The organism is Paenibacillus sp. KS1 (genome assembly GCF_001680695.1).
GTDB lineage: Bacteria > Bacillota > Bacilli > Paenibacillales > Paenibacillaceae > Paenibacillus_B > Paenibacillus_B suaedae.
The window spans coordinates 14,435-40,174 of the sequence record NZ_MAIS01000058.1 but is presented as its reverse complement, the minus strand read 5'-3'; the positions used below and the strand labels follow the sequence as shown (position 1 = coordinate 40,174).

At 45.1% G+C, this 25,740-nt stretch carries 10 protein-coding genes; all 10 read left to right on the top strand.

All coding sequences use genetic code 11. The features are described 5' to 3' along the window. Nucleotides 1-307: 307 nt before the first annotated feature. Nucleotides 308-805, top strand: a complete 498-nt coding sequence (locus BBG47_RS18615; RefSeq protein ID WP_065292948.1) for a GNAT family N-acetyltransferase — start codon at nucleotides 308-310, stop codon at nucleotides 803-805. A gap of 1,242 nt (nucleotides 806-2,047) precedes the next feature. Beyond that, nucleotides 2,048-3,019, top strand: coding sequence for a 2,3-diaminopropionate biosynthesis protein SbnA (sbnA, locus tag BBG47_RS18610; protein ID WP_021255781.1), 972 nt, complete (start codon nucleotides 2,048-2,050; stop codon nucleotides 3,017-3,019). A 425-nt stretch (nucleotides 3,020-3,444) separates the two neighbouring features. Continuing rightward, nucleotides 3,445-3,972 (top strand): sterol desaturase family protein, encoded by a 528-nt coding sequence (locus BBG47_RS18605; RefSeq protein WP_254659860.1) that lies wholly within the window; start codon nucleotides 3,445-3,447, stop codon nucleotides 3,970-3,972. 85 nt (nucleotides 3,973-4,057) lie between these two features. After that, entirely contained in the window at nucleotides 4,058-8,638 is a 4,581-nt protein-coding gene (locus tag BBG47_RS18600; RefSeq protein ID WP_083189446.1) for a non-ribosomal peptide synthetase, read from the top strand. 75 nt (nucleotides 8,639-8,713) lie between these two features. After that, complete coding sequence (locus BBG47_RS18595; protein ID WP_175400578.1) at nucleotides 8,714-10,090, top strand: aminotransferase class I/II-fold pyridoxal phosphate-dependent enzyme; 1,377 nt, start codon at nucleotides 8,714-8,716, stop codon at nucleotides 10,088-10,090. 25 nt (nucleotides 10,091-10,115) lie between these two features. After that, complete coding sequence (locus BBG47_RS18590; protein ID WP_065292946.1) at nucleotides 10,116-17,465, top strand: non-ribosomal peptide synthetase; 7,350 nt, start codon at nucleotides 10,116-10,118, stop codon at nucleotides 17,463-17,465. Between the two features lie 26 nt (nucleotides 17,466-17,491). Continuing rightward, nucleotides 17,492-18,088 (top strand): condensation domain-containing protein, encoded by a 597-nt coding sequence (locus BBG47_RS18585; RefSeq protein WP_065292945.1) that lies wholly within the window; start codon nucleotides 17,492-17,494, stop codon nucleotides 18,086-18,088. Continuing rightward, nucleotides 17,997-21,002: a non-ribosomal peptide synthetase gene (locus BBG47_RS18580; protein WP_083189443.1), complete on the top strand. Its 3,006-nt coding sequence runs from the start codon at nucleotides 17,997-17,999 to the stop codon at nucleotides 21,000-21,002. Before BBG47_RS18585 ends, BBG47_RS18580 begins: the two co-directional genes overlap by 92 nt. After that, a complete protein-coding gene (locus tag BBG47_RS18575) occupies nucleotides 20,974-24,888 on the top strand; it encodes a non-ribosomal peptide synthetase (RefSeq protein ID WP_065292943.1) in 3,915 nt (1,304 codons plus the stop codon). The genes BBG47_RS18580 and BBG47_RS18575 overlap by 29 nt, the downstream gene beginning before the upstream one ends. Before the next feature lie 28 nt (nucleotides 24,889-24,916). Continuing rightward, on the top strand, nucleotides 24,917-25,729 hold the full coding sequence (locus tag BBG47_RS18570) for a class I SAM-dependent methyltransferase (RefSeq protein WP_021255787.1): 813 nt from the start codon (nucleotides 24,917-24,919) through the stop codon (nucleotides 25,727-25,729). Nucleotides 25,730-25,740 lie beyond the last annotated feature (11 nt).

Below are 25,740 nucleotides of genomic sequence, written 5' to 3'. Positions count from 1 at the left end.
GACTATGCAATATCAACATGGGATCAAGAAAAAATATATAACATATTAACTAAAGACGATAAAGGCAAAGAACAGTTGAAAGCTTATCAGGAAAGTTAGGAACTGCGTACAACAACATATTCACGCTTCGGGCCACTCGGCACTCGGGATCAGGTGGACACATCTGCGAGGCAACTGCGCTTCGCGCAGCCGGTTCGATCGGATGGCCTCACCTATCTTTTCATACCTTAAGCCTCTCGACGTCGTGAATACAAGAGCGTTATATGAAACCAGTCGAAAGACATTTGAGAAAAGGAGTAATAAAAAGATGGTCATAAGGGAAGTAACGCAAAAAGATGCAAGTCCATTAGTTGTTTTGCATAAACAATTAGATAAAGAAACGAAATATATGTTATTTGAGCCTAACGAAAGAGAAGTGGATGAAAATCAACAATTAAAGGTGATTACGTCGTTTCTTGAATCTGATAATTCAAATATCTTTGTTGCAGAGTACAACGATAGAATAGTCGGACATTTAACGGTAATTGGAGGACACGCAAAGAGAATAAAACATAGAGCGTATATCGTTATTGGAATATCAAATGATTTTACTGGTAAAGGAATTGGAACTGATTTATTTAAAGCTATGGAGAAGTGGAGATTAGCAACCAATATTACGCGAGTGGAACTAACAGTTATGACGCATAATGATAATGGAATAAAATTATATAAGAAGATGGGATTTGAAGTAGAAGGGGTAAAGAAAAATTCGGTAATAATTGATGATAGATTTGTAGACGAGTACTACATGGCTAAGATTTATTGAGCTAACTCTGAGAAGTGGCTGGCATCATGTTTCTCATCTATTAACTCGAGATTTTCTAATAGTGATCGTGAAAGACAAAGACAAAGACACTATTCGTTCATGATATTATTGAATATCCCATTTTTATTGGTAGTTGACTTATGAGGGATATTATGTTATTTTTTGTTATGTATTTTTAATTAGATTAGATAGACCATGTCAGAGATAGGACTTAACTTTTGAAGTAAAATACTTAATCGTTGTTAAGGCACGTTAAGTGTTTAATTGCAAACTATGTAATATGTAGTGCGAGTGAATTCGCGCGAACGGGCGAAGCTATGCTCGTTGGCGATTTTTGAGCTTTGATGCTTAATGTATAAGAGAAAAGAGTTGAAACTTAATAATTCATTTAGAAGTAGAACTAGGCATCGATTGTTGGTCATGAACTAACAGTTTAATCCTGGTTTTTTTGCGTTAATGGACTATTTTCACAGATCTTCAGATATTACGAGGGAGGCATTTGGTAGAGAAGACAATCTGACGAACGGTCTTCTTTTTTTATTTTGGGCTCGGAATTTTGATGTATGCTTATGGTCAACGTTATACAACTACCAAGCTTGTTACATTAACTAGCAATATGGTCTATGAGAAAAGAGCGGATCTGATAGGGGAAATATTGAATTTGCCCATCAAAAGTTGGAGAACATGGAGGAAGGCGGACTACATGCTGTCTTGAATAATGATACTGAAGTAAGTTAGCGGATCGATCAATGTAATCATTTCAGGCAGTATTTCTTTGGTGACATTGATATGTTGTTTTGTTTATCTTGGGATGCTTAATCTTTATGCGTTACTTATTTCCATTTCAGTCACGGTGTTCCGATGTTAATGTGGTAGGCGAGTTGCTATTCACCGTCGTCATAGGGGCTGTAGTCTTTTATTTCCGGTTATGTTTCCAAACTTACTTTCTTCCACGATTTAAACATATGTCTTTGTATTTCTGTACATGACGGGGCCGGTCAATGGGATTTTGAACGCATATCCGACATTGTTGCGGTGTCGCATTTTATGGAACTGTATAAAGGTGCTTTCTGCTGAAATAAAGCAGCTTCAGGCTAATGAAAGGTGGGGAATCACCGTGTTTTGGATAATTCGTTGGAATTATCCATACAAAATGTTGGGTATGTATATGACACAAACTGTTAACATATATCCAAGTTTATTTGTGATCAGTTCAAGTATCTCTAGAAAGGGGAACTAGCCTTGATTCAAAATAATATTTTAAATCTTGTAGGAAATACACCCTTATTAAAACTTACGATGTCAGAACTTAAGCAGCTCAATATATTCGCAAAGCTGGAGATGTTTAATCCAACGGGAAGTGTGAAAGATCGAGCAGCTTCCTATATCCTTGAAAAATTGATAGAATGTGGAACTATAAACAAAGACACAGTTATCATTGAGTCTTCTTCTGGTAATTTTGGACTTGCTCTTTCGGCGGCTTGTCGTTGGTTAGGATTAAAGTTTTATTGTGTGATTGATAAAAATACAATGCCTGACAATGAGATGTTGATCTCTGCATTAAGCGATAAAGTATTCAAAATCACGGAACCAGATGAGTATGGGGGATATCTTCTAAATCGGATCAAAAAAGTAAAAGAGTTGGTAGAGAATATTCCCAACTCTTATTGGATCAACCAGTATGAGAACCCGTTAAATGCCGAGGCTTATTATCATACACTGGCTAGTGAACTAATAGAGTCTGTAAAAAAGATTGATTATGTATTCATGGGGGTGAGTTCAGGGGGTACGATAACTGGGGTTTCTAACCGTATTAAGGAGTATTTCCCTGAATCGCGAATTATAGCTGTTGATATTTATGGTTCGGTAATTTTTGGGTCACAACCTAGAAAAAGGAGTATTCCGGGAATTGGATCTAGCAAGTACCCATTGATACTTAATAAGGCCAAAATTGATGATCATGTAATGGTTAGTGAGTTGGAGACGGTTAATATGTGCCAGCGTTTGCTAAAGGAATATTTTATTTTGGCAGGGGGGTCTTCGGGGTCTGTAATGTCAGCTATCTTAAAGTACTTCACACAAAATTTACCCGACCGCGAAATCAATGTAGTTACAGTTTTCCCGGATCGTGGAGATCGATATACAAGCACTATCTACAACCCGGATTGGAAATTGACTAGTGAGAAGGAGATTGAACACGTTATATCTAAATGAGAAGGATATTATAAGCATAGGAATGGAGGGTGAGCCATATAACTTCTCAATCAATCGGAACTATTGGGACAGGCTCGATGGCAAAAGTTTAGCAGCAGACTGCATACTTCCTCTATCACAAAAAAAATGGCTTATGCCGGGAGATTAGATTGTAAAAGAACGATCTGCAGTTGAAAGAGTCAATGCGTAGGACTATCAATACAGGAGCATATACTTCGCCCATCATCATGCACAAGTAGCATTGTTAAAGAAGATAAGTATTGTTAACCAGAAAAAGGGTTCTTCTCTGAACCAAGTCCCCTATCTGCAGCTTCCAGTTTTTCCATCAAGCATCGAAATTCTCAAGCGGGATTTGTGTATTATTCCCAGGGCTTCTCGATGATTTTGTCTTTTGAAGCTATCCATAAAAATAGAGGATGATGACAATGATGTTAGTGATTGTAAAAGTTATTGCATACTTCTTCCTTTGGACGCTGTACTCGTACAGCGTACATCGGCTAGCACATATTCCCCATAAGAAAAATTTCTTATATAAAATTCATATCGTACATCATCGTGTCAAATATGGGGATTCGAATTGGCCCGAGTTTTCAAATTATTTCTTCTGGTTCGGAAGTTTTAAGGCTTCGCTGGATATTTGGCTTACTCTGACGTTACCCTTAATTGTCCTCGTCTTCATCGACCCGGTTCCAGGGGGCATATTGTTAGGATTTCATTATGTTTATGAAGTGTTTTTGGCTGGCAAGGTAGTCGATCACAATCCAAGGATAAGGGGTATCATCACCCGATGGCTGTCGATCGGCGCCTACCATTTAAAGCATCATGATCTATATAAGTGCAACTACTCTTTTTTCATTACCTTGTGGGACCATATCTTTCAAACAACCGACAAGAAATTTTTGGGGGTACGAGGTGCGAAGGAGAGAAGAGAAAATCTTGATGAGAGATACTGACCAAAAAAACATTCCAGACGTTATATTCTAGAAGTTAACCGGCAGGAACTCGCGCCTATTCTGATAAGGAAAGGTTTGAAAATTCGTGATCATACCTCATTATGCTGATTATCATTATCCGCTAAGTCATCCTCAGAAGAGAATCTGGTATACCGAAAAACTATATCCCAATACTAATATTCATCATATTTGTGGTATCGCAAATATCTATGGACAGATAGACGCGGATATGTTGATGCAGTCGATTCGGTCGGTCATCGCTGGCAATCAGGTATTTCGGTTAGTCATCTCAGAGGAAGATGACGACCCCATGCAGACCGTATCCAAGGATGGTAAGCACGGGCTGCAGTTTACGGATTTTAGCACAAAAGCCAACCCACAACAAGTGTGGGATCAATGGTTGCAAAATCAACTTCGTCTGCCGCTTTCGCTAGATGGACAACAACCCCTTTATCGATTTGAAGTGTACCGGCTAGATGAGAAACATTACGGTATTTTTGCCAAGATACATCATTTGATTTTTGACGGCTGGTCGCTTCCACTCCTGACGGCAGAGATTTGCAACCATTATGAGCGGTTATTTCGCGGCGAGGATGATGCGATACAGGAAGATCAAACGTATTTACAGTTGATAAATCAAGAACAGAAATATGCACAATCTCCTCGTTTTGCGAAGGACCGTGCTTATTGGTACGAAAAGTTTCAGACGATTCCTGAGCCTGTTTTTCATATGGGCTCCGACCGACTTGAAGCGCAGCGGGCATCCTATGCGCTGGACAGGGAAATCACTTCGTCCATACATGATTGGACACAAAAATATAACTGTTCACTGAACGATTATTTTGTTCTATTAATGAACCTCTACATATTCAAAATGTATGGTCAGACAGATGTAACGATAGGTTTGCCTGTATACAACCGTTCCGGTCCAGCAGATAAACAAACTATTGGCATGTATACAAGCACAATGCCCGTACCGTTCCATATTCAACCGGAGGCTGCGGTGTTGGAGCTGTTATCCGCTGTCAAGCGCGAAATTCGCACCGGTTATGTTCACCAGAAGTATCCGTTCGACTTGTTGATGCAGGATTTACAGTTGAAGAAAAGAGGCTACGAATCCTTGTTCCAACTGTCGGTCAATTATTATCCATTTGTACCGAGCAATCAATTACTTGATCAGCCATTCGAGGTCATACAATTGCATTCGGGCTATCAACAGCTTCCATTGCAGTTGGTGATAAAGGAATGGGCAGAAGGAGAGTTGATGCTGGAATTTGATTATCGATGCGCCATATTCAGCAAACAGGATATAGATCTAATGTTTGATAGAATAATGAGGATCGCTACGCAAATCATGAATCATCCGCAACTGATGATTCAGCAAATTTCTCTTTTATCGGAAGACGAGCGGTATAGGTTGTTGGTTGAATTTAACGATACAACGCAATCGTATCCCGCAAACCACAATGTTGTGGAGTTGTTTGAACAACAAGTGCAATTAACGCCGGAACGCATAGCTATTAGTATGTATACCAAGACATGGAACTATCAGGAACTGCATCGGCAGGTTCTGCGACTAAGTGTACGCTTGCGGCAGCTCGGCATAGGTTCCGGGCACAAGGTGGGTGTGTACGGAACGCATTCGATGGAGCTGGTGGCCGGAGTGCTGGCTATTTTGAAAGTCGGAGCTGCCTATGTGCCTATCGATCATGCATATCCAAGCCGTCGAATTAATGATATTTTGCAAGATAGCACCATAAACTGTTTGGTACTGAATCGGGAACTGCCAGCAGATGTGGATTACAGTGGGACTATTCTTTGGCCGGAGCAACAGGATGAAGATGACGCAGCAGTTTGGACAATTACCGGACCGTCAGCAGGTCCGAGTGAACTTGCTTATATGATTTATACTTCCGGTTCAACCGGCAAGCCGAAGGGCGTTATGATCGAACACAGCAATCTGACGAATTACATCTGGTGGGCTCATAAGGTTTACGTGCGGCAAACACCGGAAGTCTTCGCTTTATATTCTTCATTGTCATTTGATTTGACGGTTACGTCTATCTTTACACCGTTAATAGGTGGGCATGAGCTGAGAATTTATAGTGAATCAGACCATGGTTTTGTATTGTATGATATCTTGCGAGATAACAAGGTTACTGTACTGAAACTGACGCCTGCGCATTTGTCTTTACTACGTGAGCAATCGTATACACAGAGCTCTATACGCACCCTGATCGTAGGCGGTGAGAATCTGAACACCTCAATCGCCAAGGAAATAAATGATTGCTTCGGTGCAAATATTCATATTTATAATGAATACGGTCCGACGGAAGCTACGGTAGGCTGTATGATTCATAAATATGACCCCCTAGAGGATACTGATGTTTCTGTACCGATCGGCAAGCCGGCGGCTAATGTGCAGTTGTATGTGCTGGATGAGCATTTGCAGCCTGTACCGACAGGGTGCATTGGAGAATTGTTCATATCAGGTGAAGGAGTGGCAAGAGGTTACTGGAACCGGGAGCAATTGTCGGAAGCAGCCTTTGTACCAAATCCGTTTCTTTCGCAGCAAAAGATGTATCGGACAGGCGATTTGGTCCGTTTTACGGAGCGCAATCATCTGGAATACATGGGCCGCAAAGACCGTCAGGTCAAATTGAATGGGTACCGTATTGAAATAGGTGAAATCGAAACGGCATTATTGGAAATTGATGAAATTTCCAATGCAGCCGTGCTGGGATACCGGATGAACGATGCGGAGCATACGGATCAACAGACTGTAAATGCAGGTAAGAGTGACCAACGAAGTAAGCTTTGCGCCTATCTGGTAATGAAAACGCCTGTAGAACTAGCAATGATCAAAACAAAACTTGCCGCCAAGTTGCCGTTGTATATGATTCCACAGCTAATTGAAGTGAACGAAATCCCGTTAACGATTAATGGTAAAATCGATTTTTCCAAATTACCAGTGCCGATAATGGAGCTAGAAGTATCTGTGGAGTCAAACAATGACGAGCTTCAGTATCTGTATTCAGTGGAACAACAGTTGTTAACCGACACGCTGCAACAGCTTTTGAATATTCCGGTTGTACGATTGGAGCACGAGTTTTTTCAATTAGGTGGCGATTCCATTAAGGCGATTCAGCTATCTTCCAGAATGAAAACAGCAGGATATGTCCTAAAGTTCAACGATATTCTGACATATTCGCGAATCGGCGATATGGTGGCTTACCTTGTCAAAGATAGAGGCGCAGACCAGGAAGATCGTCATCGAATAGCGGAGGGGGTCTTGAAGCGTTCTCCCATACACGAATGGTTTTTTGATCAGCAATTGACTCAGCAGGATTATTATCATCAATCGGTACTATTGTCGCTGGATGCCACGGTTACATTGGAAATGATAGAATCGGGCCTGCAAGCGCTAATTGTTCAGCATGACAGTTTGAGATTAAATCTGAATGATGATCGTGTTCTTTTTTATAATCCTGTTCATCTGGATCTTCCTTTTCAGGTGCAACAACTGGATTTGTCGTCCTTGTCGTATGATCAGCAGCTGGAAAGGATCGAAGCGGCGGGCAGTACATTAAAATCGTCATTTGACTTGCAGTCTGATCTGCTGTTCAAGGCGATTTTTTTTGAACTCGGGAGTCAAGGCGCAAGGTTGCTGCTAACAGCACATCACCTAGTAGTTGATGGTGTTTCTTGGCGTATCTTACTGGAGGACTTGATTACCATCTTAACGGCAAAGAAAGACGGTCGTGAAGCTGTACTGCCAGCTAAAACATCATCCTACCAGCAATGGACAGAGGAATTGGAACACTATGCTGCTTCGTTGACTTCCACAAGCATATCTTACTGGACCGAAATATTTGATGACTGGAATGGAGGAAACGCACCGAACGTCCGAGCGGTGGAAAATCGCCACACAGCTACCGTGACCAAACAGTTAAGCGCAGATTGGACGAGTCAATGGCTGCTTCGCGCCAATTCCGCGTATCACACGGAACCAGTTGATCTGCTAATTATCGCACTAGCACAGGCAGTGCAACAACTGGATACTGGTTCTTGCATTCTGCTGGAGCTGGAGGGACATGGAAGAGAGAGGTTTAGCGAGGCTGTGGATGTATCTCGAACGGTAGGCTGGTTCACAAGCATTTTCCCAGTTCGGATTGAACTGCCTGCCGCTGATCTAGAGCAGCAGATCAAACTAGTCAAGGAACAGCTACGCAGTGTGCCGAATAAAGGTTTCGATTATTTGATAAGTCGGCATTTACAGCCTTCATCCATTCTTTCAATGTTAGAATCACCAATCGGGCAGATGATCCGATTTAATTATCTTGGTGATTTTGTTGCCTTGTCCGCTCCTGGTCTGTTTGCACTGGCGGAAGAACAGACCGGTTATAATAATGGGCTGTTCAATGCCTTTTCGGTCCGACTGGATGTTAATGCGATGACGATTGGAGGCCAGCTTCGCCTTTCGGTGACTTACGTAAAAGAACACTTTACTACAGAAGCGATGGACCAGCTAATTCATGCCTGGCATGACCAGTTGATTGCCATTATCACACACTGCACAGCCCGGCAGTCGGCAACATATACGCCCTCTGATTTTGAGACGATCGGGCTGGACCAAGCAGAGCTGGATTCTTTGTTAATAGACTGATTAAATTTGTATATAGAAAGGAATACTTCCATGTCAAACAACTCGTACTACAAGGAAAAATTTGAGAATCTGGAAATGTACCAACGCTTGATTCAGTATTGGAGTATTTTGTTTGATAGACGTGAATCAATGAACATATTGGATAATATGAACTTTAATGTTCATCTCTTTCCAGAAATCTTCACCATGGACGAAATTTCTGCTTTGCATCAGATAGAGCCGGGTTACACATCTCCCGACGGTTATACCGAGATGAATGCGTTGATCCGTAGACTGGAGCTGGCAAGACTGTTACAGAATGCCCCCCAGCGGGCGGATATTAGCCACAGGCTGGTAGAGCAAGCCGGTATAGGCTGCGGGAACGGCTGCACCAATGTGATGAACGGTGTTATTAATTCAATTTTGAAATTAAAACAGGTTGAAAAAGGACTGGAGCATCCGGAAGTGATTCTGATTTTGCCCAACTATACGGTCTATGCAGCCCAACTGTCGAATCTGAACGACAAGGCAACCTCTAAATACGTATATACACAACGAGAGAATAATTATCTGCCCACCAGTTGCGAGATTCGTAATGCGATTACACCCTCTACAGTCGCGGTAATCATCACCTACCCTAACAATCCTGCCCAATCTACCTATGAGGGCGAGAATGTAAGGGAGTTGCAGCAGATCGTAGAATTATGCCAGGCCAATGAGATTTTCTTGGTGGTAGATAATATCTACCAGGACTTGATCTTCCCTAAAAGCCGCGGCTTTACAGAAATTTTTAATCTGACGGATAAGCTTGATTACGTGATTAAAGTATATGGTTGTTCCAAAGATACACCGTTTTATTCCGGTTTCCGTACGGGATACTGGTTTGGTGATCCGCGGATTGACGAGAAATACAAATATTTTATTTCATCGATGGAAAATAGCATGAATACCCACTCGTTGGTCTATTTTGCGCTCAATCTGTATTTCAAATATAAGCTGATTACCGGAGAAGAACCGGCGCTGGAGGATATGAAATTATTTGACCAGGGATTATTCGGCTGGAGTCAGAATGTGAATGAGCATCTATTGTTTAAAAAAATGCAGGAGCTTAAGCTGTTTGCGAAATATCAATCCCGCATTCAGCTTTCGGATAACATACAGGCCGATGCGCTTCGACGTGTGACCGAGTATGTGAAAGGATCGAAAGTATTTGTGGATTATACCAATCAACAGATTGGCAATGTATTCTTCATTAAAGTGAATCCCGAGTACCGGTTTGACAATGATGATGAATTCTTCAAGAAGCTGTTTTATGAAGTGAACTGTGGCATTCTTCCCGGCAATGTATTTGGTATTTTGCAACGGCCTGATGAAATTTGGTTCCGTATTACACTGATTCATGACCGTGTGGACAATATTATTCGCTATCTAAGCAAGATCGAAGACGTTTTTGCCCATTCAGCAATTATTTAATCACGCAAACATTCGGGAGGTCAGTATGGCCCAAAAGGTAAACAATCAGAACATTGAAGATATTATTGCGCTGTCGCCTACACAGGAAGGCATTTTGTTTCATTGTTTAAAAGAACCAGAGGTGCCGCTCTATTTGAGTCAAGTGGCATTGCATATTACCGGTGAACTGGATGCAGAAATATTGCAGAAGGCGCTGAATTGGATGGCAGTGGATAATGACTGTCTTCGCTCTGTCATTCGCTGGGAGAATCTAAGTCAGCCTGTTCAAATCGTATTAAAGCAGCAAAAGTTGATCCTGAGCCAAGAGGATCTGTCCACCTTGTCTCCGGCCGATACAGAAACCAGGTTGAGTGAAATTGGACGTCGTGAGCAGAATAACGGGTTCGATCTCACAAAAGGTCCGCTGCTGAGGACTGTATTGTGCAAGAAAGATGCGAATAGCTATACCATTCTATTGCAATTTCATCACATTATACTGGATGGCTGGTCATTGGGACTGTTTTTGAGTGAATGGCTGCAAACCTATGAATTGCTACTACATGATCAACATGTAAGCCGCAGCAGTAAGCCTGCCTATAAGGCGTACATCAAATGGCTGCAACAATATGATCATGAGCAGGCTCGCCAATTTTGGCAGACCGAATTGGAATCTTTAAGCTCGTATACGAAACTGCCGTATGCGCAGCAGACGAGAACACAGGGTGGCGACATTCATAAGGTAGAAATCGATCTTCATAGCATTTTTCCTCAAGTAGAGGAATTCTCGAGAGCGTATAGCGTATCGGCCAGTTCTATAATGAATGCTGCTTGGGCACTTCTCTTGCAACGGTACAACGACAGTAATGAGGTCGTGTATGGCCTGACCGTTTCAGGCCGCCCGGATGTGCTTCCTCAGGTGGAGCGGATGATAGGTTTGTTCATCAATACCATTCCTGTCATTGTAAGTGAAGCTGGTGATTTGTCGATAATTGATTATATTCGACACATACATAATAAGCTAATTCACTATAAAAAGTCCGAAAATCTACCTCTAAGCGATATTCAAAGTATTTCCCGGATGAAAGGCACGGAGACGTTGTTTAACCATATTCTGGTATTTGAAAACTACCCTCTGGATATGCAATTGCTGCAGGGCTCTTTTAGCAGCTTCAACATTATCGGATATGAAGAATACGAGGTTAATCATTACGATTTGACCGTATCCTTCCTGCTGGCTGGAAGGCCGATGCTGAAGCTGGAATATCATTCTGATCTGTTCGAACAATGGATCATACACAAGATGGGAGAGCATTTTATTTCGATATTGCAACAATTCATGAATCAGGCTGAACTGCCGGTTGCTGGAGTGGAGCTATTGACGGAAGTTGAGAAACAACAACTGCTGGTGGAGTTCAACCAGACGGACCGAATGGACCTGAAGCAGGACAAAACCGTATATCAATTTTTTGTTGAGCAGTCTCAAGCCACGCCCGAATATACAGCTGTGGTCTTTCAAGAAAGCAGGCTGACTTATTGTGAGCTGGCCCAACAGGCAGAGCGGCTGGCTGGTTTTTTGCGTGATCGGGGAGCAGGCGAGGGCAGGATTATCGCTTTGCTGATGGACTGGTCGACTGATTTGATTACCGCCATTATGGGAGTGCTTGGTTCGGGGAGTGCTTATTTGCCGATTGATCCAAGTTATCCGGAGGAACGTATTCGTTATATTGTCGAAAGTAGCAAGGTTAGCATTATTGTAACCATGGAGCAGTACCAGGAGGTTGCTGCTGCGATGGTTAGGACTACAGTAGTGCTGGAGCAGGGCGACTGCCGGCTAGTTGAGAATACTGCCGCCGGTCAATCAGTTGCAGCAGATCATGGGGGCGTTGATTTTCCACTGGCGTATGTCATTTATACATCTGGTTCAACTGGTACGCCCAAAGGTGTAATGATTGATCAGCGTTCTTTCACTGAATTTATATTATGGACGCTAGAAGAATATGATCATACCCCAGGCTATCAGGTGCTGTTGTCCAATTCCTACGCATTTGACAGTTCCATTCAGCAGATTTTCTCACCGCTTGTTTCAGGTGGAACACTGCACTTGCTTCATCCGGACGTACGCAAGAATGCCGACCAGTATTTGGACTATTTGCAGAAACACCGGATTAACAGTATTGATGAAATACCAGTGCTGATGAATATGCTGGTGGAGCAAGCAGAAGAACGGAGCGAGCGCCCTGTATTGCCTGATCTGACCTCATTGTCTCTGGGCAGCGAATATGTGCCGATCAGTCTCGTGCGCAAATGTCGCGAGATATTGAATCCTACCGGGAAAATTATTAACGGTTACGGCCCTGCGGAGACAACGGTAGAAACAAGCACCTATCATTTTGACGGTAATTCTGAGCATGAGATTTCATTGATAGGCAAACCGCGTTCTAATCTAAAAATATATATAGTGGACCGGAACAACCGCCTGTGCCCGATCGGCATTCCCGGTGAAATTTGTGTTAGCGGCACAGGGCTGTCGCGCGGATATTTGGGACAGCCGGAACTCACAGCCGAGCGCTTCATTCCGAATCCGTTCAGCGATATTCCTGGAGATAAAATGTACAAAACCGGTGATGTGGGCCAGTGGCAAAAAGACGGCAATTTACAGTACCTCGGTCGTGTGGATAATCAGGTTAAAATCCGCGGTTATCGGGTAGAGATCGGAGAAATTGAAGAAGCATTGCTACAGCACCCGCAAATTCAGGATGCAGTAGTCGTGCTGCAGGGAAAAGCTCTGAATAACCCTGTATTATGCGCTTTTCTTAAATCTCGAACAGAGCCATCAACAGCGGAATTGCGGCAGTTCTTAGCGGATAAGCTGCCGAGTTATATGATCCCCTCCTTTTACCAATACAGTGAAGCCTATCCGTTATCACCGAACGGTAAAATTAATCGCAAAGCATTGGAAAACACTGAAATTGTTCGCACGGGTGAAGACTACAGCGAACCGCGTCATGAATTGGATCAGAAGCTGGTTGACATCTGGAAGAATGTGCTGAACCTCTCTCATGTTGGGATTCAGTCCAACTTTTTTGAACTTGGCGGAAATTCAATTCAGATTATGCGGCTGTACAACCTGCTAAAAAAAGAACTGCCTGAAATAAAACTAGAAATCAGTGATCTGTTTTCCTACAACACTGTTGCCCAACTGGCAGATTATATTATGCAGCCAGCTGATGACATTCTTTCGGCACCCGAGAATAAAGATCGTTTGGAACAATCTGTGCAACCGGGCGAGGGTAAGGAAACATCGAAGGCCGGGCAGGATATTGCCATCATTGGTATCGGAATCCACCTGCCTGAAATAGATGGTCCGGACCAATTCTGGGATATGCTAGTGAACGGTCAAACGACCATCAGGGAAATTCCCTCATCCAGAAAATTGCTGGACCCTACCGGTTATAGGGATAAAAATTATTTGCGCTACGGTTATCTTGAAGGGATCGATGAATTTGACCCGCAGTTTTTCGGTATTTCACCAAAACTGGCCAAATCAATGGACCCTAACCAACGTATCATGTTGGAAACGGCCTACCATACGCTAGAAGATGCCGGTTATACACGCGAAGAACTGCATAATCGTCCGGTTGGTGTTTTTATGGCAGGAATAATTCCGACGTATTATCAACACCTGGATCTAAAAATAGATGAGTTAATGTCAAGCAATTTGCCTGCTAATCTGGCGGGAAGATTATCGTACCATTTCGGTTTCAATGGCCCTTCCATGGTGATTGAAACGGCTTGTTCGTCTTCGTTGACAGCGGTGCATACAGCAGTACAGGCTTTACGAAACGGAGAGTGTGAGCTGGCACTTGCCGGCGGCATCCATCTGGATATTGAGCCGATTGAGCGTGAACTTGCTATGGAATCTAATATTGTTTCACCTAGCGAGTGCTGTCGGGCATTCAGCGAACAGGCGGACGGAACAATCGGTGGAGAGGGCAGCGTATGTATTCTTCTGAAGCCATTGGAGCAAGCGGTACGTCATAACGATCGTGTATATGCAGTTATTAAAGGCAGCGCTATTACTCAAGACGGTGCAAGATCGAACGGCATCACTGCCCCAAGTCCTGATGCCCAGGCTGAAACCTTATTAAAAGCTTGGAGCAACGCTAATATTGATCCAACAACGATCTCTTATATCGAAGCGCACGGAACAGGAACCCGGTTGGGCGATCCGATTGAAATCAAAGGAATTCAAAAAGCATTTATGCAGTATACGGATCGTAAGCAGTTCATCCGACTCGGTTCGCTCAAGTCCAATGTTGGCCACCTTGACAGCGCGGCGGGATTGGCTGGACTAGTCAAGACGGCGCTGAGTTTGCAGCATAATGAGTTGCCAGCTTCACTGCATGCCACACCGCTAAATTCGTTAATTCCATTTGAACAGACACCTGTCCTTGTAAACGGTACATTAAGTTCTTGGCAGCCAGTCGCTGGAGAGCCGCTTCGTGCCGGTGTGAGTTCATTTGGATTGAGTGGTACGAATGTGCATATAATTCTGGAGAAATTCGAACCTCAATCGGTGTTGGACGGTCCACAGAATGGACCTGATCCGGATCAAGTGCAGCAGATCCCGTATCTGTTCACCTTATCAGGTTCAACTCCTGCAATTGTACAACGAAAGATAGACGGACTGCGGCAGCATCTTATGCATAATCATCAAGCTGCCCTTGCGGATATAAGCTATACGTTGAACTGCCGGCGCAGTCAGGATAATTATCGGTTCGCTGTGGTCGCTCATACTCGAAAGGAACTCATCGAACGGCTGGAACAGGCTGCTGAAATTCACGCCCGCCATGGACAAACAGAGGCAAGGGCCAGTCTGTGGCTGCAAGATTATATTCCGGGTGCGGAGCGGCTTTACGATCAATTAGTCCTGACAGGCTGGATAAACCGTGAGCAACGAGCGCAATACGATGAGTATATTGCTGCTTCAAGTGATGACCCGCAGCTTCGGGCCAGAGCGATCTATGCTTCGTTTCTGTACGCTATCGTCAGTCTATTGCAGGCAACAGGACTGAACTATGAGCTGAGTGGAATCGGCATTGGAGCAGCGGTCTCTAATGTTATGCAGAATAAAGGAACACTGGCAAATGTTACAGATGCCGCGTTGCATACGAGCTTAGCACAATACAATACGAATATGAATGAACAGCAATGGTTTGCACATAGAGGCATCCTGCTGACTGCAGGCGCAATACCCATTCATCAGCTTCTTGACACAGCATCCCAATCCGCAGAGGGTTCGTCCATCCCTCCCCAGCAATGGGAAGCAGATGTGTTCGGTTTCACACAGGGGGATCACCAGTTGCTGACGGTACTGTCACATCTGTACAAAGCAGGCTGGAACCTTGATTTGACACCAATTCAGACGGGCAATGTTGTTTCCTTGCCTGTCTATCCATTCGAACGCAAATCATACTGGTTCGATATGAACACGACAAAGCGCAAAGCGCTTGAAGTTCGTCATCAAGAACAACAGGAAACAGGTGCCGTAACCAGTGAACTGCTGCATCGGCTGTATTGGAAACCGACTCAGCTTCAGCGTGAGCGCAAGCATTTATTACAGGGCGTCTTGCTGATAGTTGGCGAACACTCTGACTGGCAGGAACAACTGGCGAATAAATTCCGCGGTGAGGGCATGGATGTTGTACAAATGTATTACGGCCCTCAATATCGTCAGTTAGAGCGGCAGGTCTATGAAGTGAATATAAATGAAGAAGATCAAATCGCCGACGTATTGAAGCAATTAAGAGACAACGGCCAAATTGTCAATACATGCATTCATATCTCATCCAGTCAACCGTTGCAGGATAGGATGGTTACCGACAGGAAGCAGTTGTCTGCGGTGGTTGACGGGATACTCGCACCTGCCTGGTATTTGACGAGGCAGCTTGCGCTGCATACGGCTGCCACACCGGCGCGGTTGTTCCATATTACTAGAAATGCGGACAAGGTTGCATCTGAAGACGCCATTGTTGACCCGCTGCAAAGTTTTATCGTATCTCTAAATCGCAGCGCCAATCATGAATATCCGTTACTGGAGTCGCGTTGCATTGACCTGGAAGCGTCGGAGTGGGCGAAGGTTGTCTCATTACAGCATATTTATAACGAAGTATGCTGGCATGATGAAACGAAAGAAGTGGCCTACCGGCATGCCACTCGATATGTTCGGTATTTGAACGAATCTGTTCCTTCCAAGACAAAGCGGGAGTTGTTTCGCAATGATGGTATCTACTTGGTTACAGGCGGAACCGGGGGCATAGCGACAGAAATATGCCGTTCGATCGCAAGCAAATATCGTGCCACTTTCGTGCTGCTGGGACGTACCCGCGAAGAGAATATGAGCCAGCGTCAGCTTGCCGATATTCGTGCCCTGGCGGAGCTAGGCGCTGATGTACAGTATTTTGCGGTTAATATTGCAGAACGCAATGAGTTGGAGTCAACCGTTGAGCGAATCTCCACCCAATACGGCAACGTCGACGGGGTTATTCATGCGGCAGGTATACTAGGGAAGCGGGTTTCGCTGCAAGAGGCAAGTATGGAAGATTATCAGGATGTATATGAAGCTAAAGTCTATGGGACGGTACTTCTGGATATGCTGCTGCGTGAACATATGATTGATTTTTTTATGACCTTCTCCTCTGTAGACGCTATATTGTCAGAGAAAAATCTGGGACCCTATACTAGTGCTAATCATTTTATGGATCAATATGCGTTGCAACAAAGACAGCTTGGCCGGCAGTTTATTTCTATTCAGTGGGGAGGATGGCAATTTACCGGGATGGGAAGCAAGAACGAAGAGCTGCAGTCCTCCCATATTCATGAAATTGCCCGTTTATCTCCACTTATTCTGGGTTATGACCGCAAGCAGGGGATTGGGGCATTTTGGACGATTACCGGTGCGCGGTCCAGTCATTTAATGGTGACTGGATTGGATGAGCAGGATTTGCAGGCGCTGGACAAGCAGGCGTATTTCAAACTGGAGCCCGATCTTAGGAAAAGGATGAATGCCTCATCTGCCAAACCATCCATAGCGGATATCAGCCTAGAGAGTATTGAGTCTACGGTTGCGCGTGTCTGGACCGAAATGTTGGAGATGGAGCAGGCTCCAGATGTGAACGAGAATTATTTCTCCATCGGTGGCGATTCGATTCTTGGAATTGATATTACTGTGCAGTTGTCGCAAATCTATCAGCTGCAGCTAGATGCGAACACGCTATTCCGCTATGATACGATTCGTTCATTAAGTAGATTTATCCATGAACAACTCCAAGATGCTAAGCCGGTATCCAAAATTCGGTCTTCCATTCCGAAAGCTGTTCCGATGAATCAGGAATAAGAAACTGCATGAAAGGAAGTTTTGCGATGAATATTTCTACACAATCGACAACTAATCAATATGAATTATCACATACGCAAAAACGATTTTGGTTCCTGGACAAGCTTGATTTTTCCAATGATCCATCAGCTCGCGCAATGTCCCATGTGTCTACTGTATTTACACTGGTCGGCCCACTGGAGGTGGGGCTGTTTAAACAGACAGTACAGGATCTGGCGAAACGGCATGCTGCCCTTCGTACCAGTTATCGGGATCAGGACGGCTCGCCGCTGCAGCTCGTTTTTCACGATATTCAAATTCCGGTTGCGATCTATGATATTTCTGCTGATGATTCGCGTGAGCGGCTGGAGCATAGAATACAGGAGGAATTGAATACACCGTTCGATTTGCAGCAGGCCCCGTTGATTCGGTTCACCTTGTATAAGTTATCCGCGGACAAACATATCTGCATGATCGTCGCTCATCACAGCATCGTCGATGGTCTATCGATCGACATTATACTGTCCGAACTGATGGTGATTTACAAGGCGCATGTTACCCAGGTTCCGCCTGTACTACCAGAGCTTGATATTCAGTACAGCGACTATGCTCATTGGCATAACCGGTATGCTGATGGGCGGTGAATTGGCGGACCAGCGTCAATTCTGGGCTGACTATTTGGCTGGGGAACTGCTCGATCTGAACTTCCCGCTGGACTATCAACGTCCAGCGGAACGAACCTATACCGGAGCGGCCGTACCGCTGGTTATTGGCGAGGAATTGTTTGTGCCGCTCAAAAAAACATGTGAGCAGTTGGATGTGAGTCTGTACATGTTTTTATTAGGAATTATGAATGTGTTGCTCGCCAAATATACACGGAATCAGGACATCATTGTCGGGACTTCTTTATCAGGCCGATTTCATCCCGATTTGAACGGAATGATCGGCAGCTTCATCAATACACTACCGGTGCGTAATCAGATAAACGGAGAAGAGCCTTTCAGCGTATTTGTCAAACGAATCAAAGAAAATGTGCTAAATATTCAGGAAAATCAGGCATATCCGTTCGATATGATCGTCCATGATCTGGGGGCGGATCGCAATAATAGCCATCATCCCGTATATGATGTTGTGTTTGAAATGCATACACTGCATGCAGACAGCAAAGCTGTACGCGAAATATCGCCAGGATTGTTTTTGTCATTTGAACATTCGCTTCAACCTATCCGTTATTCCGTATTTGATTTTATATTTGAGCTTTATCAAAAGGAAGGGCAGATCGAAGGCTATATTCAATATGCCACCCACCTGTTTGAATCGTCTTCAATGGAACGGTTAAGCTGTAATTTTTTACAACTGGTCCAGCAGGCCATCCAGAATCCAACGATACTTGTTAGCGAAATGGATATGCTGTCGGAGGCTGAGCGCACACAGGTGATGGAAGATTTCAATCAGGTGTCTGTTGATTTCCCGGTACATACGCCATTTCCTATACTGTTTGAACAGCAGGTTGTACGTACGCCGAATCATATTGCGGCCTCTTACGACGGAGAGCAATTATCGTATAGAGAATTAAATGAGCGTGCGAACCGTTTGGCGCATTTTTTACGCAGCCGCGGTATAAAGTCAGGGCAATTTGTTGCTGTTATGTGTGAGCGCAATCTTGACTGGCTGACCTCGCTGCTGGCAATTCTCAAGAGTGGTGCAGCCTATGTGCCGATTGATCCGAATGTGCCGGATGAACGCGCAACTTATATCTTACAGGACTGCGCTGCACAGCTTCTGATTACTCAGAATCAACTGCTGGAACGCGTGAGCAGACTGGATACGGTTGCAAGCCTTTCTGTGCTGTGTGTGGATATGCCGATAGGGGAAGGGCCATCATGGCCGCAGCAACATGAGCTGATCACCAGCGAGTGTCTGGCTGATTTCCCGGTAACTGACGGGGAGGACGATCCTTCAGCCGAACGGCTTGCTTATATGATCTACACTTCCGGTTCAACCGGTACGCCCAAAGGTGCACTCGTACGCCATAATGGCATGATCAATCATCTGTACGCCAAAATTTATAGCCTGCAACTGAGTGAACGCGATATTGTAGCACAAAATGCTTCGATCAGTTTCGATGTCTCTATCTGGCAATCGCTTGTTGCGCTGATGGTCGGCGGACAGACATCCATTGTTTCCTTTGAGGCGGGGCGGGATCAAGCGTTATTGTTGCAGCATATAAAGAATCATCAGATTACAGTTATCGAGACCGTTCCTTCATTGCTGTTTGCTTTCTTGGATACGATGGAAAGTATGCCTGCTTCCGAACGTTCCTTGCCCTCCTTGCGCTGGATGATTGCCAACGGGGAAGAGCTGCCTGGCAAACTGGTCAAAAGCTGGTTTACCATGCTCCCGGATATACCGTTGATTAATGCCTATGGACCTACGGAATGTTCGGATGATGTAACCCAGTATACGATGCGCAGTGATGTTCAGGATGAATCTGACTTGACACATAAGCGCATTCCTGTAGGCAAACCACTTCCTAACATGCGTCTGTATGTGGTGGACCAATTTCATAAGCCAGTCCCGGTAGGGGTAAAGGGTGAAATATGGATTTCCGGAATTGGCGTTGGAGCCGGTTACTGGCATAATGACGAGCTGACCCGCAGCAAGTTCATTGCCAATCCGTTTGCCAACCACGAACATGAGCGCATTGTTTATCGGACAGGTGATTTGGGATGTTGGTTGCCGAATGGCAATCTGGAATTTTCCAGCCGGATCGATCATCAGGTCAAGGTACGCGGTTTCCGTATTGAGCTTGGTGAGGTAGAGGCGGTAATCAACCGTCATCCAGGGATAGACGAAGCGGCGGTGATTGCGAGAAAGCAAGGAAATGGCGATTCGATGCTGGTTACCTTTTATACAAGCAAGGAGCGTTTGGAGCCGGAACAATTGCGGACTTATTTGCAGGAGAAGCTGCCCTATTATATGGTTCCAGCGCAGTTAATCAGCATTGAGCAAATGCCGCTACTGACCAGCGAGAAAATTGACCGCAAAACATTGCAGTCATGGGCGAACGAGTATATCGCATCCGCACCATCCAAACCGGCAACATGGTCTACCCCGACAGAGCGGGAACTCTCCTTCTTATGGGCAGAGATCCTGGAATTAAAGCAAGTGGATGCACAGGATCATTTCTTTCATCTGGGGGGGCATTCCATCAGTGCAGTCAAACTGGTAAACCGGATTCGGAAGCAGTTTGGTATCAGTATGGCACTCCAGCAAATTTTCACGACCCCGGTATTGCATGAACTGGCGGCAGTCATTGATCAGGAAAAAGCGGCCAAAACAACTGGCCATTCTCCAACGAGAGAGGCTGCGGACAATAATCCGTTGCGCCGTTTTCCGGCCAAAAGCGCATACGCGCTTGCTCCTGTTCAACTGCCGGAGTGGTATTTGCATGAACTGGAGCCGGACAACCCGTTTTATAATGTAAGCTTTGATTTGATGTTTTATGGTGATATGAATCTTCCAGCTTTTGAGTGGGTCATGGCAGCGACTGATTGAACGGCATTCCGTGCTTCGTACTCATTTTGCCAATCATGAAGGCGCAACGGTTCAAGTTGTGAAATCGGAGCAGGACTTCCGACTGGACAGCGTATATGAGAATCGAACACATATAGAGCCGGATGAAATTATGCAAGATGTCTACCGGATGGCGGAACAGCATAACAATCAAAGTTTTGATTTTGCCCAAGGGCCGCTGTTTTCGGTCAAGTTGATCGAATATGCGGACAAAGAGTTTCTGATGATGTTCGTAGCGCATCATATTATCTGGGATGAGACATCGTCCATGAATCTGATTGACGAATTCAGTGAACTGTATAATTCGCAATTAGAACATCGTACTGCGCAGTTGCCTGAGCTGGAGATTGAATATACGGATTATGCCGAATGGATGAACACTTCAATTCAATCTGGATACCTGGAAGCCAAACGGCAGTATTGGCTGGATAAATTCGCTGTTGTGCCGCCAGCACTAGACCTGCCGACTGATTATCCACGCCCTCCGATAGTGACGTTCAACGGTGGCACTGTGCTGAAGACGATTCAACCGGACTTGCAAAAGCGGATCGCCACTTACTGTCAGCAGCAAGGGATTACATTATATATGTTCCTATTGTCGGTATTGAATTTACAAATGCATCGTTTGAGCAATCAGGATCATTTCGCAGTCGGTTCTCCTATTGTGAACCGTGACGATGTGAAGCTAGAACGAATGCTAGGGCTGTTTGCCACGGCGATTCTGTTGGAATGCCGAATAGAACCGAATATGACGTTTGCTGAATTGGTTTCCCAGAGCAGGCAGACGGCAATCGAGGCCTATGATAATCATCTATATCCGAGTAACTTCGTCATTGAGCAAATCCAGACGGAAAATGATCTTTCGCGTTCTAAGCTGTTTTCGGTTATGTACGGCTTGCAAAACAATAAACAAAATTTACTGAAAAACCTGAAATTTGTTGGGCTCGACTACAATCCGCGAGTGTATGATTTCATGGAAACCAGTTCTCGTTTTGATTTGACCTTTGCTTTTGATGAACTGGGTCACGGGATTGAACTTAATTTGAACTATAATACGGATCTGTTTAAAAGAACGACGGCTGAGCGGATTGCCGAGCAGTTTATCTTGCTAACGCAACAGGTGATAGATTCGCCCGACGGCTCGCTTTATGCCTATGAGTGGCTGGACAAACAGTCCGAAACGATTATCGCCAACCTACGTAATCGCAAGCCACACAGCTATGAATCCCAATCCTGTGTGCATCAAGTGATTGAACGTCAGGTGGAATTGACACCGAACGAGATCGCCATCTTCGATCATAATCAGACAATGACGTATAAACAAATGAATGAAAAAGCGAATCAGTTGGCGCATTTGCTGCTGACTGCCGGTGTGCGGCGGGAGCAAAAAATCGGAGTTAGGTTTGAACGTTCGGCTGATTTGATTGTTTCGCTGCTTGCCGTTTGGAAAGCAGGCGCCGCTTATGTGCCTATCCATCCGGAGCTCCCGGAAGCACGGCAATTGGAGATCATACAGGCCGCAGATATTTCTGTACTGATCACGGGAACCGGTTCATGGTTGGTGCAATCTGTACACCCGGTAACCTTGCTTGATTTCAACAAGTTGGAGGCTCAGTTGCATGCACAGTCGACCATTAATCCGGGTATAGAGGCGGACGGCTCCACACTGGCCTATGTATTATTTACCTCGGGTACAACCGGGAAGCCCAAAGGAATTGAGATCGAGCATCAGGGCATCGTGCATTTGTTTGCCGGGCTGGCGCAGCATTATTCGTTGCAGGTTAATGATACGGCGCTGTTCCACACCTCGTATTCATTTGATGCTTCGTTGCTGGAGATATTTTGGCCGCTCACCTGCGGAGCGCGCATTTTCATCCCACATCCTGATGAAGCCAAAGATCCGGCTGCGCTAGGGAAGCTTGCGGAGGAGCAGCGAGTTGCATTCTTGCAGTTTGTACCGCTGATGCTGGAGGAATTCATCAACGCCCGCAGAAACGGGGTATTTACACAATGGCCTGAACTCCGGTTTGTGATTAGTGGCGGAGCGCCGCTTACACGCAAGCTGCGCGATTTGTTCCGGGAGGAATTCGATTGCGGATTGTACAATCATTATGGACCGACAGAAGTCACGGTAGATGCAACAACATTTGATTGCAGGCTGGAATTTGAAGGAGAGATTGTGCCGATTGGCTCGCCGCTGGGCAATGTAATGGTATATGTGCTTGATCGAATGATGAATATTGTGCCAGCAGGCGTGCCGGGTGAACTATACATCAGCTCACCAGGACTGGCACGCGGTTATTTACATGATCCTGAACGCACGGCAGACAGTTTTGTGAACGATCCGTTCTCTGATACGACTGACTCGAAGCTATACAAGTCAGGCGACCTCGTCAAATATACAGAAGAAGGCATCATTCGCTACATCGGCCGGCTGGACCAGCAGGTGAAGGTGAGAGGAAACCGGGTGGAGCTGGAGGAAGTTGAAACGGTACTTATGCAGCACCGTGATATCGCCAACGCAGCCGTTATCCACCGCCATGACAAAGGAATGGATGGTTTGGTCGCCTATGTGGAAATTACAAACAAGTATCAGCCCTTTAGCAATACACGACGTTTAAAATGGTTTAATTTGGCGCAAATGCCGCAGTTGGCCGCGGGGATGAATGCACTGCATCGGCAGTCATGGCCTGATTATTTTATCGGGGATAGTGTAATGCTGGAACACTGGCCAAAACTGTTTGCCAATTTCATCGATTATCAATTTGCCTTGCTACAAGAAGATGGAGAGATTGCCGCTGTCGGCAATACCGTTCCAATGTATTGGGACGGCTCACCGGAGCATCTTCCGCAAGGCTGGGATGAGGGTCTGCTGAAAAGTGTGGAAACCGCCGGTTCGTATCCCTCTCCCAATACGCTACTGATATTGGCCGGGGTGGTAAATGAACAGCAACGGGGCGATGGACTAGCCGGGCTGCTGCTGGAAGCTTTCAAATATGTGGCTGACGCTCACCAGTTGGAGCATATTATCGTACCTGTTCGACCAACAGGCAAAACGAACTATCCCGAACAGTCATTTACAGAGTACTGTGCGTTGACCAGATCAGATGGCCTGCCGTTAGATCCTTGGCTGCGAACCCATATCCGGGCAGGCGGACAAGTTCTAAGCATTGCAGAACAATCACAGACGATCACAGGCAGTATTAGAGATTGGCAGCTATGGACCGGCATCGAGTTTCCGAAAAGCGGCAGTTATATCACGCCAATCACGTTACAGCCTGTCATGATTGACTTGGAACAGAAAAATGGAATCTATTATGATCCGAGTGTATGGGTGCAGCATTTTCCACATCCGGAATCCGGTGAGGAGAAGCTCCAGACGGGAATTTCCTTGACGAACCGGCAGGAGTTGTCCGCTTGGCTTCGGAGCAGACTCCCTGGTTATATGGTTCCGCAGGAGATTATTTTTGTGGCCAACATGCCGTTGACCTCTACCGGTAAAATAGACAAGGTACGCTTATCTGAAATTCAAAATACAGATGAACGCATCCGGGAAATCATACCGCCTCAAAATGAAGAAGAAGCACTTGTTCTGGCCATCTGGCAAGATGTTCTGCAACTGGATGAAATCAGCGTTAATGATAATTTCTTTGAATTGGGCGGTCATTCTCTCAAGGCGACCGCAGTTGTCGCTAGAATAGGCGCTGCTTGCGGTTATGTTCCAACCCTGCGCGAGTTGTTTGAAATGGCTACTGTCCGCAGTCTGGCACAATGGATTCTGCAGAAAAAGCAGACCATGCCCACCCTTGAAAATCCGGCATCTGTAAGCTTCAAAAAGGTAGAGCGGCGTGAACGAACCAAACGCTAAAAATTCAAATACTAAGGAGTTAGACACTGTGGAAATCAAGGATTATACCGAAGCCAACCGGCGCTCATGGAATCAGGTGGCTGCCCGCCATCATAAGGGAAAGGAGGAGCGAAAGAAGCTATTCCGCCAGAAAGGATATTCGGTGCTGGATGAGACGATAACCGCCAAGTTGAAGGCGTACGGTCTTGAAGGCAAGTCTGTTGCTCATCTCTGCTGCAATGACGGCACGGAAACGTTATCCCTTAAAAATCTGGGGGCGGCCTCCTGTATAGGATTTGATATTAGTGATCTAGCGATCGATGAAGCTCGTAAGCTGGCAATAGATGCTGGGATTGAATGTGAATTTATGCAGACCGATGTGTACGAAATCCCGGAACAGTATAGCGGAACATTTGATCTTATTTATATTTCAGCCGGCTCATTGATTTGGTTTCCTGATTTATCGCTGTTTTTCCAGATGGTGCAGCGGCTTTTAAAAGACGGTGGGAATGTACTGATCTACGATATTCATCCGGTGCTGTTCATGCTAGATGAGAATGATAAGGAACATCCTCTGGAAATGAAGTTCTCGTATTTCATTGATGAACCGCGCGTATATAACGAAGGCTTGGATTATATCAACAAAGAGACCTATGAAGGCGCGCCATATTATGTATTCGATCCTACCCTGTCGCACATTATGAGCTGTACACTGAGCAATGGACTGATGATTCAGTCTTTTGACGAGTACGATCACGATATTTCAGCGCTGTATGATCATTTAAAAGATCAGGAAGTGAAGCTTCCGAAGTGCTACGTACTGAGCGCTCGTAAACAGAGAAATGCTCTACTTATGGATTAGAGGGGGCGGGA

What these genes read in the sequence shown, in the direction of transcription:
- BBG47_RS18590 (WP_065292946.1), top strand. Translation starts at nt 10,116, where the DNA reads ATGGCCCAAAAGGTAAACAATCAGAACATTGAAGATATTATTGCGCTG.
- BBG47_RS18595 (WP_175400578.1), top strand. Translation starts at nt 8,714, where the DNA reads ATGTACCAACGCTTGATTCAGTATTGGAGTATTTTGTTTGATAGACGT.
- BBG47_RS18580 (WP_083189443.1), top strand. Translation starts at nt 17,997, where the DNA reads ATGTTACCCAGGTTCCGCCTGTACTACCAGAGCTTGATATTCAGTACA.
- BBG47_RS18605 (WP_254659860.1), top strand. Translation starts at nt 3,445, where the DNA reads ATGATGTTAGTGATTGTAAAAGTTATTGCATACTTCTTCCTTTGGACG.
- BBG47_RS18585 (WP_065292945.1), top strand. Translation starts at nt 17,492, where the DNA reads ATGAATATTTCTACACAATCGACAACTAATCAATATGAATTATCACAT.
- BBG47_RS18615 (WP_065292948.1), top strand. Translation starts at nt 308, where the DNA reads ATGGTCATAAGGGAAGTAACGCAAAAAGATGCAAGTCCATTAGTTGTT.